Source organism: Nostoc sp. (assembly GCF_036919895.1).
Classification (GTDB): Bacteria; Cyanobacteriota; Cyanobacteriia; order Cyanobacteriales; family Nostocaceae; genus Nostoc.
Map to the genome: position 1 here is coordinate 42,334 of NZ_JBALBW010000111.1, position 11,342 is coordinate 53,675.

At 38.8% G+C, this 11,342-nt stretch carries 12 protein-coding genes and 1 pseudogene; 3 read left to right on the forward strand and 10 right to left on the reverse strand.

From position 1 onward, the window contains the following. The first annotated feature begins 291 nt into the window (after nucleotides 1-291). Entirely contained in the window at nucleotides 292-1,437 is a 1,146-nt protein-coding gene (locus tag V7K55_RS22240; protein ID WP_334834817.1) for a hypothetical protein, read from the forward strand. A 187-nt stretch (nucleotides 1,438-1,624) separates the two neighbouring features. Beyond that, on the forward strand, nucleotides 1,625-2,938 hold the full coding sequence (locus tag V7K55_RS22245) for a hypothetical protein (RefSeq protein ID WP_334834818.1): 1,314 nt from the start codon (nucleotides 1,625-1,627) through the stop codon (nucleotides 2,936-2,938). Between the two features lie 147 nt (nucleotides 2,939-3,085). On the opposite strand, the gene V7K55_RS22250 is transcribed toward V7K55_RS22245, so the two are convergent. From V7K55_RS22250 to V7K55_RS22285, 9 genes and pseudogenes are all read right to left on the reverse strand, one after another. Continuing rightward, nucleotides 3,086-3,379 carry a putative toxin-antitoxin system toxin component, PIN family gene (locus V7K55_RS22250; protein WP_334834819.1) on the reverse strand — a complete coding sequence of 98 codons (294 nt, stop codon included), beginning with the start codon at nucleotides 3,377-3,379 and terminating at the stop codon, nucleotides 3,086-3,088. Then, complete coding sequence (locus tag V7K55_RS22255; protein ID WP_094328416.1) at nucleotides 3,369-3,596, reverse strand: hypothetical protein; 228 nt, start codon at nucleotides 3,594-3,596, stop codon at nucleotides 3,369-3,371. The genes V7K55_RS22250 and V7K55_RS22255 overlap by 11 nt, the downstream gene beginning before the upstream one ends. A 75-nt stretch (nucleotides 3,597-3,671) precedes the next feature. Then, nucleotides 3,672-3,839 (reverse strand): annotated as a pseudogene (locus tag V7K55_RS27595) (AbrB/MazE/SpoVT family DNA-binding domain-containing protein); the annotation flags it as partial. A 35-nt stretch (nucleotides 3,840-3,874) separates the two neighbouring features. Then, nucleotides 3,875-4,789 (reverse strand): nucleotidyl transferase AbiEii/AbiGii toxin family protein, encoded by a 915-nt coding sequence (locus V7K55_RS22260; RefSeq protein WP_334834820.1) that lies wholly within the window; start codon nucleotides 4,787-4,789, stop codon nucleotides 3,875-3,877. 162 nt (nucleotides 4,790-4,951) lie between these two features. Further along, nucleotides 4,952-6,355 carry a ferredoxin:protochlorophyllide reductase (ATP-dependent) subunit N gene (locus V7K55_RS22265; RefSeq protein WP_334834821.1) on the reverse strand — a complete coding sequence of 468 codons (1,404 nt, stop codon included), beginning with the start codon at nucleotides 6,353-6,355 and terminating at the stop codon, nucleotides 4,952-4,954. 177 nt (nucleotides 6,356-6,532) lie between these two features. Next, entirely contained in the window at nucleotides 6,533-7,330 is a 798-nt protein-coding gene (locus V7K55_RS22270; protein WP_334834822.1) for a DUF5331 domain-containing protein, read from the reverse strand. A 32-nt stretch (nucleotides 7,331-7,362) separates the two neighbouring features. After that, on the reverse strand, nucleotides 7,363-8,229 hold the full coding sequence (bchL, locus tag V7K55_RS22275) for a ferredoxin:protochlorophyllide reductase (ATP-dependent) iron-sulfur ATP-binding protein (RefSeq protein ID WP_094328410.1): 867 nt from the start codon (nucleotides 8,227-8,229) through the stop codon (nucleotides 7,363-7,365). A gap of 663 nt (nucleotides 8,230-8,892) precedes the next feature. Beyond that, nucleotides 8,893-9,147, reverse strand: coding sequence for a TIGR02450 family Trp-rich protein (locus V7K55_RS22280; RefSeq protein WP_094328409.1), 255 nt, complete (start codon nucleotides 9,145-9,147; stop codon nucleotides 8,893-8,895). Between the two features lie 90 nt (nucleotides 9,148-9,237). Continuing rightward, complete coding sequence (locus tag V7K55_RS22285) at nucleotides 9,238-9,612, reverse strand: hypothetical protein (protein ID WP_334834824.1); 375 nt, start codon at nucleotides 9,610-9,612, stop codon at nucleotides 9,238-9,240. Between the two features lie 198 nt (nucleotides 9,613-9,810). Between V7K55_RS22285 and V7K55_RS22290 the strand changes: the two genes are divergently transcribed. Next, nucleotides 9,811-10,653 carry a hypothetical protein gene (locus V7K55_RS22290; protein WP_334834825.1) on the forward strand — a complete coding sequence of 281 codons (843 nt, stop codon included), beginning with the start codon at nucleotides 9,811-9,813 and terminating at the stop codon, nucleotides 10,651-10,653. 34 nt (nucleotides 10,654-10,687) lie between these two features. Here the strand turns inward: V7K55_RS22290 and V7K55_RS22295 are convergent, their stop codons facing one another. Next, on the reverse strand, nucleotides 10,688-10,939 hold the full coding sequence (locus V7K55_RS22295) for a hypothetical protein (RefSeq protein WP_334834826.1): 252 nt from the start codon (nucleotides 10,937-10,939) through the stop codon (nucleotides 10,688-10,690). Nucleotides 10,940-11,342 lie beyond the last annotated feature (403 nt).

Sequence of the window (11,342 nt, forward strand, 5' to 3'; positions counted from 1 at the left end):
ATTTTAACTGTATCTGACTGAGATGAGATTTTAGCGATCGCTCTCTCATCTGCAATTTCCTAATTGAGAGCGGGTTTCAAGCTTAGTTCAACGCTTGTATGTGCGATCATTCTGCATCTTCTGGTTAAAAATTGCGACACCGAACAGCCCGTCGTAGACATCGCTATTACACAAACTACAACTCAATTTGGGAATACTGACTAAAGCACAGGTATTTGCTGTGCAGAATGAATCGAAGCGACTGGCTACCAGACATCACGCTGCTGAAATTTTAGCAACTAGGAGAAAATTATGAGTTTACCCGTTACAGTAACCTTTATGCTTACTGATTGGATTGCCAAAGGATTGGCAGATGGAAGTTTTGAAAGGGTAGGGGGTGTTATCAGAGATGTAGGGACAAAACAAGTCGTTACTTGGTTACGAGAGCAGGGAGCAAATAATTCTACTGAAAAACAGTTGGAGGAGCTTGGGCGAAGTATGCAAGCAACTCAAAGGATTTTGCAGGTAACTAATGCAGTCAGTATACTTAACCTTGGTGTCTCAGTTATAGGCTTTGCTGTAATAGCACAACGGCTTAAGGAATTAGAAAAACGCTTACAAGAAGCGCAAAAACTGTTAAATAACGTTAATCGTAAAATCGATCTTAGTTTTTATGCTAATTTTCGTGCTGCAATAGAATTAGCAACTAATGCTTTTACAATGACCAAAATTGAAAATTGTAGAAGCAGCGCACTACAAGCTATTAACCGCTTTTTAGAAGCAGAGCATATTTATACTGAATACACAGATATCGAAATTGAGCAAAAAAGCCAAATTGCTGATGAATATCTGCTGACTTTATCTTTAGCCTATCTAGCTGAAGCTCGTTGTTATTTAGAATTAGAAGAACACGATACAGCACTTCGTCGCTTTCAGGAAGGTTCGAGAGTTATCCATTCTCGTATCCAAAAATATGTTGAGCTTCTACTAACTTCTAACCCAGCAGCATACTTGCATCCTCAGTTCAAAGGTCAGATTGATTTGCGTAGACTAACCCGCATTTACCAATGGCTCGATCCAAATTTGGATGAAAATGCAGTCTTCGATATGCAACGTAAGAAATTGTTCAAGTTAGCGCAAGATCCTAATAAGTGGGTAGAATCAATACCAGCAGCAATTTGGGATTCCGAGATAGATTGGGTAGGAAAAGCAATTTGGGATGATCCTAAGCCTCAGATTTACGCACGTCTTCCTAAAACTTTGGAAGTAGTGGAATCAATGATTGAAACCAATCGCCGCTTTGAATCTTACCAAACAGAAGTACAAGCAATATCCCAATTAGGAATCAGCTTTCATGACTGGCTTAAATTAACTCCGTCTACAGAAATTAAACCAGACGGCGCAGAATTAATGTATATTATTCCATCCAAACCTTTAGATTTACAATCTTCCATCTGAATTAAGTTCTCTTTATTGGCGGTTTGTTAAAAAGTGCGTAGGCGTAGCCCGTCGTAGACATCCCTATTAGACAGAATAGAACTCAAATTGGGAATACTAAATAAAGCGGGGATATTTGTTGCCTAGATGTAAAGTTGCTTATCACCAAATATCCTGCGACTGAAGTTTTATTAACTAGGAGAAAATTATGAGTTTACCACTTCAAATTACCTTTGCACTTGCACCACATATTGCTAAAGGTTTAGCGAAGGGAATATATGTACTATGTGGCAGTGTAATCCGAGATACTGCAACAAATAATGTCCTTGGATTTTTAAGAGGAACAACCTCAACCCCTGCGAGTTCGCCTCATAACGTTCTAAACCTGATTATTTCTGGTGCAAATTTGCTAACTTCAGGAGCAAATATAGCTGTGTCAGCGAAGGGATTTAGGAATGTTAACCAGCGATTAGATAAGGGATTTGGTGATGTTAACCAACAACTAGATAATATTGAAAATCAAATCCAAGCAATTGGAAAACCTATGCAAATCAGTTCACAACTTTTGCAGATAACCACTGCTGCTAGTGTACTTAATCTTGGGGTATCTGTGATGGGTTTTGCTGTTATATCACAGCGTCTCAATGAGATAGAAAACCAATTAAAACTAGCAGCAGAATTGTTAAATAAAATTAATCACAAAATTGACCTCAGTTTCTATGCTAACTTCCATGCTGGAATAGAATTAGCAATTAATGCCTTTACAATGACTAGAATTGATAACCGGAGAAGCAGTGCCTTACAAGCCATCAGTCGCTTCTTAGAGGCAGAACATATTTACAAAGATTACACAATTAATGAACTTTCCCAAAAAAGCCCAATTATTGACAAATATATACTTACATTATCTCTAGCCTATATTGCAGAAGCACGTTGCCATTTAGAACTAGAAGAACATGAAACGGCACTTCGTCGTTTTCAAGAAGGGGCAAAATTTATCAGGTTGCTGCTTAATAAATATATTGAACTTATGCTTACTTCTAATCCAGCAGCATACTTACATCCTCAGTTTAAAGACCAGATTAATTTGCATAAACTAACCCAAATTTACCAATGGATTGACCCGAATTTTGATGAAAATAGAGTTTTTGAGATGCAACGAGAGAATATGTTTAAACTGTCTCAAAGTCATGATGAATGGCTGTCTTCTCTTCCATCGGCAATTGTAGATCGTAGTGAAATTGAATGGAGCATATTTGGACGAAATCCTACTCCATTCACAGGAAGATTTGAAAAAGAAGCTTACAAACGTCTTCCCCAAGTATTTGAAGTAATGCAATCTATGATTGAAACCAATCGCCGCTTTGAATCATACCAAACAGAAGTGCAAGCAATATCTCAATTAGGAATCAGCTTTCATGACTGGCTAAAATTAACTCCATCTACAGAAGTTAAACCAGACGGCGCAGAATTAATGTACATCATTCCATCCAAACCTTTAGAGTTACAGCCTTCCATCTGAACTAATTACAGGATTAAAGATGAATTAATCAAGGTCAAGAAACTCTCTGGGAGTAATAATCTGGTTTTGATATTCGGCTAGGGTCTTGAGTGATAAAAGGTCTTGATCTCCTGTGATTAAAAATTCTGCATTGGCATCTTTAGCAAGTTATAAAAATTTGTTGTCATCTGGATCTCTACAGGTGTTTATTTGAGATTTTATTTCTATAAATTGACTGTACTTTTTAACTATGTCCAAAAAAATTTGTCGGTCTTCATCTGAGATATATTTATCGAACTTACGTTTGTAAATTCGTGTGTTTAATTCTTGATAAGTTTTATCGCTTTGAGCAATTTTGAATTCTTTATAGACTTTATCTAGGGCTTTACGGGCTGTTCCATTAGGACTTAGAGCAGCACTAAGTAAAACATTTGTGTCAATGACAATTAGTTTATGATTCATCGGCGAGCAATTCTTCTAGAGTTTCTTCGGTTAATCCTTTGGCTTGAGCATTTCTGCCGATTCTGTCAAAAACACTAAGTAAATCTTCATCTTTATTATTTGAAGAGGTTTTCTTTATTTCTTGAATAAGTTGTTCTTGTTCTTGTGCAGGAAGTTGTAGGACAAGATTAAGAATTTGCTCGAAGGTTAGGGGGAGTTGATAGGTTTTTTGAGTCATGGTGAGTTCTGGAGTTAGGGAATAGAAACTTGTTAGCTTTTTTAATCAGGTTTGAACCAGTTTTCTACTTTTAAATCACGATTCCTCTATACCTTGGCGAATTGCATTATCCATATCCTCAAGGATTTTAGGTTTTCCTTGATATTTTAAAAAACCTGCTACATCATCTAATTTAGTTTATGGAAAAAGCTTCTTACGCTTTAAAAGAATTCCATCACCCATATCAATAATAATAACTTCTCGCTCGTTTTGTAGTGATGATTGCATTTTAAATTACTTTAATTCATAGATTCAAAGTCAACAAAAAGCCGATTTATTCCATCCATTATTATTGGAAATTTTTCTTCAGGTATGTTTAACTCATGAAAACATTTATCTCTATATTTTTCTTTTTCAGTAAAGTTAGTGATGGCTTTAACTAATGGCTTTTTTACTTCGTAGCTTTCTTCAGCTTTAGCAATTGCACGTGCGGGGATTTTGTTATTTACACGCAATATTGCTAAGTCAATCAAATCTCTAGATTGTGTACTTGAATCGTTCCATCTGTCAGCATTAGCCATTAGTTTTGATGTAAATCTATCGCTTATACTCAGACAAGGTATTTTTGTCCATTCTGGATAAACAGGAGGGTCTAAAGTAAAAATCCCATTGGCTACAATTTCTACTTTAATAGTTGTTTCATTGACTACAACAAGGAAACGAATACCATATTGATTTATTGTACTGTCACCTAATTCGATATCTGTTGTACTTTGAAATAATGCCACAATTCCTTCATCGTAAATCAAATTTCTTAAATACCTATAATTTTCCGTTCCATAAGGGAAGAGGAAATCAATATCTTTACTAAGCCTGTATTCATCATATTCTAACGCCAACAGTGTACCACCACCAAAGTATGCAGAAGCTTTTTTGAAAACTTCTGGATTGAAAGCATTAAGGATTTTAAGTATATTAGTGTGATGTCCGAGATGAAACATTTCAAAATCCGGTAATATCCAGGAATTATATTTTTTTGCTAAATAATGAATAAAATCCTTTTCTTCTTGTTTTAAATTTTTGAAGGTAGTTTGATGATGCCAATTGCGTTGATACAATTGAACAATTTCTTTCTCACTCATTTGATATACATTTTTTAGCTGCCAACCAATAGACTCTAGAAATGGTAGCTTTTGTGGATTTAGCTTAAGCATAATTAACTCTAATGGTTAAATTTTCTCTAAGTTATGATTTAGCGATATCCACCTGATTGTAACTATTTTTAGGCGATCTTCCTTTGCGCCTTTGTGAGACAAAAAAGGCGAACTTTTTGGGTTCGCCTTAATTATATGCTGTTGCTAAATCCAAATCCAAATTTAAATCTTCGCTTCTTCTCTCACCAACTTATCCCAACCCAAATCTTTCAAATTATTATTCCGACGCAACGGACGAGTCACCAACTCTAACAAGTCACGCGCATTTGTAAACCCGTGAATTTGAGCAAAAGTGAACTCCACAGACCACTTAGTATTAATACCCCGTGCTTCCAACGGGTTAGCGTGAGCCATACCAGTAATTACCAAATCTGGTTTCAACGCATAAATTCGCTGAAGTTGATTGTAATTATCCGGCTTCTCTACAATCCTTGGCAGAGGTGAATTCATTTCCTGGCAAGTTTTCTCCAACAATGCCAACTCAGCAGCTTGATAGCGCTTATCCATGTAGGGAATGCCGATTTCGTGAACAGTCATCCCACAACGGATTAAGAATCTTGCTTGGGAAACTTCCAGCAAGTTATCACCCATGAAGAATACAGACTTACCGCGAATCAGTTTGACGTAATCTTCCAAACCTGCCCAAATTTGTGCTTCCCGTTCATCCAAACCCTTGGGAGTAATACCGAACACCGAGCAGATTTTCTCAATCCAAGCGCGGGTTCCATCAGGGCCAATGGGGAAGGGTGCGCCAATGAGTTTACACTTGCGGCGGCGCATTAAGGTGGTAGCTGTGCGGCTGAGAAAGGGGTTGACACCAGCGACATAATACCCTTCTTCCAGTACTGGCAGTTCTGTGAAGCGCTTTGCGGGTAGCCACCCGGAAACTTTGATCCCTTGTCTCTTCAGTTCCAAGGTTAACTGAGTCACTACGGGATCAGGAAGGGAACCAAAGAGAACGAGTGGTGGATGATCTACATACTCAGATTCATCTTGGGCAACTTCTTCTTTCTTCTTGCCGAAGTTTAGCAATTTAGCGATCGCATTCCGTTCAATTTTCTCTGTTTCCGCCACCGGAGCCTTATCAGGGCAACGGTTAGCCATTGCTGCTAACACAGTGTCTTCCCCTTGGGTGAAGGCGTAATCTAGACCATTTGCCCGCGCTACTACGATGGGAATCCCAATTTCAGATTCTAGCTTGGGCGCTAAACCTTCCAAATCTGTTTTGATAATTTCGGTGGTACAAGTACCTATCCAGACAATTACACTAGGATTGCGATCGCGTTTAATCTGCAAGCACAACCGCTTTAACTCTTCATAATCATTCAACTGTGCCGAAATATCACCCTCTTCCAACTCTGCCATTGCATAGCGGGGTTCAGCAAAAATCATCACCCCCATCGCATTTTGCAGGAAGTAGCCACAAGTTTTTGTCCCAATCACCAAAAAGAAGCTATCTTCAATTTTTTGGTATAACCACGCCACGCAGCTAATTGGGCAAAAGGTATGGTAATTTCCAGTTTCACATTCAAAGCTTAAAGCTTCTGGTTGTTGAGCGACAGTCATTTTGGTTTTTTCTCCCCTTGATATTTAATGGCAGTTCAACCAATTTCAGATTTTAGATATGATAATTTTGGATTGAAGGCTGGGACAACAAAAGTATCCTTTGCCTAACGACAATTTCCCTAATTCCTAATCCAAAACCCCAAATCTAAAACTTAAAATTGCGAAGAACGGCAATAATTAAGCGTTGGGGAAGAGACGGGCAATTTCTGATTCATCAAAAACGCCTGCTGGCAGTTCTTCCCCTAATAAATCGTTATTTTCTTCAGCCTTTTGCAAAGCTGTTTCATCACCCCAGACATCTGATAACACGTCTTTAAACGCATTATCATCTAGTGGACTATCTTCAAGTGCCTCGTCATCCAGCTTTACTTCCATTGCAGCTGAGTTATCGAAGGCAATTTCCCCAAACTCATCTGCTTCCAAACTAGAGATTTCGAGAGACTCATCTTTTGATGTGTGTCCGTTGGTTAAGGAAATATCGCCAAAGTCATTTTCGGTTTCCTCCAACTCGCTGATTTCCAAACTTTGATCGTCGGAATCCAGGATTGCGAACTCTTGAACTACCACCTCCGCCGCAAAGCCATTGGTATAGCCATTGGTGTGAGAATGTGTCAATGTTTCATCTTCAGGCTTTTCATCAACGATCGCAGCTGCTTCTTCTACGTATCTCTCTACATCTGAGTTGATAACGAAGCGATTACCGAGGGCTAAATCTGGGTCAAAATGCAAATCCAGCACCTCAATCAGCGTATCAGCATCAGGATTAAGTTTGGCAAAGGGCAACATTAACTGCGCTAGCTTTGGCTCTAGGGCGTTAAGAACTCCCAGGATGAGGTAAGAAGGTGGTCGCTTCCCGCCATCAGGGGTGTAGACTGATTCCACTTGCATGTGCAGGGTAATCCAGTCTCGATTATTCTGGAAAAATTGCAACCACTTTTGTTTTATTGAATCCGTAAAGCTGTGAAAGAAAGCCATATTATTGTCCCCCATCCTGAGAACTTGATGATTTATACAATCATCAAGTCTAGTTCCTCTTCTGAATTAGGAACCTGGGGTTTACCCGGATTTAGATAAAAATCGGACAACAAAGAGAACAACTCCCGATCTGGTGTGTCGTTAGGTACAACACCTTCGGGACGCGCTAGAATTTGGTCGGCGATGCTGAGATAGTAGTCGCAAACGTAGTCTAGGGAAGGATCTTGCTCTGCCATCTCAAACAAAGTCTTGCCTTTCACACGGGAAACACGGATATCTTCAATCAAAGGTAAAACTTCCAAAACTGGCATTGGCACAGCTTCTATATATTTTTCAATCAAGTCGCGCTTGGATGTGCGATTGCCAATCAACCCAGCTAAACGTAGTGGGTGAGTTCGGGCTTTTTCGCGGACTGAAGCAGCAATCCGATTGGCCGCAAACAAAGCATCAAAGCCGTTGTCTGTAACAATCAGGCAGTAATCTGCATAGTTGAGTGGTGCTGCAAAACCACCACAAACTACGTCACCCAGAACGTCAAAAAGAATTATATCGTACTCATCAAAGGCGTTGAGTTCTTTAAGTAATTTTACGGTTTCACCGACTACGTAGCCGCCACATCCAGCACCCGCAGGTGGGCCACCAGCTTCTACGCAATCCACACCGCCGTAGCCTTTATAAATTACATCTTCAGGCCAGACATCTTCGTAGTGATAATCCTTTTCTTGAAGGGTGTCGATAATTGTGGGAATCAAAAACCCAGTCAGGGTAAAGGTGCTGTCATGTTTTGGATCGCAGCCAATTTGCAGCACTTTCTTGCCACGTTTAGCTAGGGCGACGGATATATTACAGCTAGTTGTGGATTTACCGATACCACCTTTTCCGTAGACTGCTAGTTTCACTGTTGTTTCCCTCTTATAGCTTTTTTTCAAACTTGTAGCTCAAACATTTGCCTTCACCTTTCCTGAGATGGCGATGCGTGAGGTCTATGAATGTCATTATTGGGCAAATTACATAGAAAAGAAAGTGGCTCTTAATTTTTAAATTGGTTTTATCCGATGGATTAGAACTTAATTATGTGCATTTGGGTTTTAATTAACTTAAAAATCCTATTTAGATCTAAAAGTCATCTATAAAAGGTTTTTACTAATTATTTTTATAAAAAGAGTTACAAAAAACAAAAAGCTGAAATACTTATTTTTGAATGGTTTTCATAGAATTAGCTGATGTTAGTGCAATGTGTTTTCAGGGCATTGGGGCGCAGTGGTAAGGATAAACAGACGTATATCCAGCCTGATGATGGAAATAGGAATGGAATTTGCGTTAGCGTAGCTTACCGTTCGCGTAGCGTCTCGTAGAGAAGGTATCGCAGATAAATTGGCAGTTTTCAGTCAATAGTTCCAACCGTTTAATTGCTGCTTGAGAGTAAGTTAGTGTGATTTTGTAAAAAATTATTAAATTACCAAATATTGTCTAAGATTATTAAAATCTTTAGGCTGCCACCTGTGAAAGAGGCGGCAAACCACTAATGGGCATTCCCAGCCAGATACTGGGAATGAGGCAAATCAGGACACTTCAGTTTTAATTTCCTGGATTTCTTGTAATGTTTGCCAGCCAGCTTGCCACTGGGAGTTATCTTGTAATAATTTGGCATTTATCCAAAAACGGACTTTAGGATCGCAAGAAGCAACCATTTCGGCGTAAACCCACTTAGCCTGATTTTTCCGATTGACAACTTGGAAATGCCGCCAACCGTCTACTTTTTGTTGTGCCGTCCACTTAGAACCAACTAGGTAAGGAAATTTCTGTTTTTTAGTCATTTGTTATTTGTCATTTGTCATTCGTCATTTGCTATTAGGCATTGGGTGTAGTTATTCCCAATTCCCAATTCCCCAGTCCCCAGTCCCCAGCTAAGATGTAACCAAATCACCATTACGGGTAAATTTCTGGCAATGCAACTCACTATCTTGCTGGACGCATAGCGAAAACCATCTAATATGACTCCAGCAGGTGTTGATGTTGTTGGTAATTTTGCGCTTTTTCTTAGAAAGGCGTTGTCTTACAACTTCATTGGGGCAAAGAATTTCTAACGTACCCGTACCATCTTCATAATTGACGATGCGAAATAGACAGTCTTGTAAGATAGCACGGCTGCTGCTGTCGAAGAAGCGCTTAAATCGCTGTAGTTTTTCTCCCTCAGTCATTTGGCTGATGGGTTTTATTTTCAAGAAATCTTCATCCTCAATGTCAAAGTCATCATCTTCAAAGTCGTAGGGGTCAACCATTTTCAGCATCCACTAGGCGACCTGGGATTATGGTAACTCTGCGTGGGGGTAGGGAAGGTTTATGCAGATGACTGTGCCAACAGTTATTTAGATATATCTCAGTGAGATTCTGTAAAGTACACCTGTTGTTGTTTATATAGGCTTTATACTGTAATTAAAGGTATACTGACCACCTCTTTTAGATGCCAATCAACAGCTATGGCGTTTAATTTACCAAAAATTCCCAACAGGGTAAAAATAGTTATCAGTTTTTTAGCGTCTTTATCGCTTGCGGCTTTTAGTGGTGTTATTGGCAACCAAGCAGATAAAGTTTTTTCAGAAAAGCTATTGCCTTTAATTAACGAGCCACTACCTGTCAGACTATGGGTTTTGGTTTTAGCTTTATTAATTGCTTTGTTGCCGCTTTCATTGACTGCAATACATTATCATAAAGCGCATCAAATCGCAATCAAGCTTAACGAACTGGATGAATCTTTACTATTACTTTTGCCTAAGTTAGATGTAAATCCAAACATCAATGAATCACTCAAGCGGCTATTAGAGCAATTTATTGAGAAAACACTTAATATTATGCCACTTCTAGATGGCTGTGGTATCGCCATTTATGCACCAGACCTTAGCGATCCAGATTTTTTAACTACTTGGTGTCAATCACATTCACCAAATGAGTATGGAAATAAAGTACGTTTTTATGTTGGTAAAGACCCTAATCAAAATCGGGGGTGTGCGGGTTGTACTTTCATTGACAAAAAACGACGGGTTGTACACTTATCACGCATCAATAATATGTGGCACGCGGATGATCCGCAATACGTTTTTAGCAAAGATAGAACTGGGCGTATTTTAGATTATGCAACATTGATTACTCTACCAATAATCGGAGGTACGGATAGTTTAGGAGTTTTGTGTCTCTACAGCAGAGATGTGACAACTTTTGATTCTAAAGCCACCCAAGAGTTGTTATTTGTAATTGCTAATCGCCTAGCAGGAGTTATGCTAGTAGCACGTAATTACCAAGTACAACATTCAATTACTAATTAAAAATATAGTTTCAGTACATAGACATAGATAGATGCTATCTGAGTTTAATTAAGTCTTGGTCTTTGTTTTGTCGCCAAGGAGATGCCAAAAAACGCCATAGTTTTGGCATAAGCTTATCTTTACTAGCTAATTCAAGGGTAACTGAACCATAATCTGTACCATACTTACGTTCAGCTTCTTGAAATTGGCTGAGGCTTTTCTTCCCGCGCATATAGTCTTTGGATTCTCTCATTAAAAGAGATTGGCGTTCTTCGGCTGTTAGACCTCTTATAGGAAAATCTTTCACTTTTTTCATCACTATTAAATAACGATATACAATTTTACTGGTTTATATTTAGCTTTTATGCATTTGTTGACAAGGATATTTTCATTAGAGATCCAAGCATTATATCTTTATCTTACTCAATTGATCAATAAAATTAGCTATAAGAGACTTCCAAGAAATAAATTACTCAAATAAACGAACCACAGAGACAAGGCAGCGCGGTCTTGGGGGTTTCCCCCATGAGCCACTGCCGCACAGAGAAGCCAGTGCGTTGCGGGGGTGGAGGAGTTTGTAGCACCTGGCGCAACACAGAGAAATGAGGAGAAGAGAGTTTTTTCACCAGTTTTTGGGTATTTTCTTATTTGGAAGTCCCTAACTCCCAAGAAAATCATTATATTCATTGTGCTAGCACTCTAGTAACAGA

Coding starts and splice junctions, on each gene's coding strand:
- V7K55_RS22260 (WP_334834820.1), bottom strand. CDS start 4,789: ATGCTTAAGCTAAATCCACAAAAGCTACCATTTCTAGAGTCTATTGGT.
- V7K55_RS22285 (WP_334834824.1), bottom strand. CDS start 9,612: ATGGTTGACCCCTACGACTTTGAAGATGATGACTTTGACATTGAGGAT.
- V7K55_RS22255 (WP_094328416.1), bottom strand. CDS start 3,596: ATGACTCAAAAAACCTATCAACTCCCCCTAACCTTCGAGCAAATTCTT.
- V7K55_RS22240 (WP_334834817.1), top strand. CDS start 292: ATGAGTTTACCCGTTACAGTAACCTTTATGCTTACTGATTGGATTGCC.
- V7K55_RS22265 (WP_334834821.1), bottom strand. CDS start 6,355: ATGACTGTCGCTCAACAACCAGAAGCTTTAAGCTTTGAATGTGAAACT.
- V7K55_RS22270 (WP_334834822.1), bottom strand. CDS start 7,330: ATGGCTTTCTTTCACAGCTTTACGGATTCAATAAAACAAAAGTGGTTG.
- V7K55_RS22280 (WP_094328409.1), bottom strand. CDS start 9,147: ATGACTAAAAAACAGAAATTTCCTTACCTAGTTGGTTCTAAGTGGACG.
- V7K55_RS22250 (WP_334834819.1), bottom strand. CDS start 3,379: ATGAATCATAAACTAATTGTCATTGACACAAATGTTTTACTTAGTGCT.
- V7K55_RS22245 (WP_334834818.1), top strand. CDS start 1,625: ATGAGTTTACCACTTCAAATTACCTTTGCACTTGCACCACATATTGCT.
- V7K55_RS22290 (WP_334834825.1), top strand. CDS start 9,811: ATGGCGTTTAATTTACCAAAAATTCCCAACAGGGTAAAAATAGTTATC.